1 protein-coding gene is annotated in these 234 nt (G+C 48.7%); it reads right to left on the reverse strand.

Annotation, left to right across the window (positions count from 1 at the left end; translation table 11 throughout):
* Positions 1-234 (reverse strand): hypothetical protein (locus AC1RPR_RS09105; RefSeq protein WP_481763627.1); only part of this gene is annotated, 234 nt, incomplete at both ends.

A 234-nucleotide genomic window follows, 5' to 3' on the forward strand; every position in this document is an offset into this window, starting at 1 on the left:
GTAAGACCTGTATCCATATCCCAAGAACCTGATTGACCGTCTCTTCAAGAACAGGGCCGTTGTCACCAAATCCGTTTCCGTTGATTAGGTCTGCAAAGGGAATATCGTCAACATCTGCGGTGCTTGGTACCGCAATGTCAAACACGCCCTGATTTCGATTACGGCTATCGTATGGACTTGTTACAGTCGGGTCACGCACCACACGCTGCTGATTCTGATTGTAAGGCGTCACAT

The sequence above is a fragment of the Dellaglioa sp. CoH-57-MRSF-22 genome (assembly GCF_056781895.1).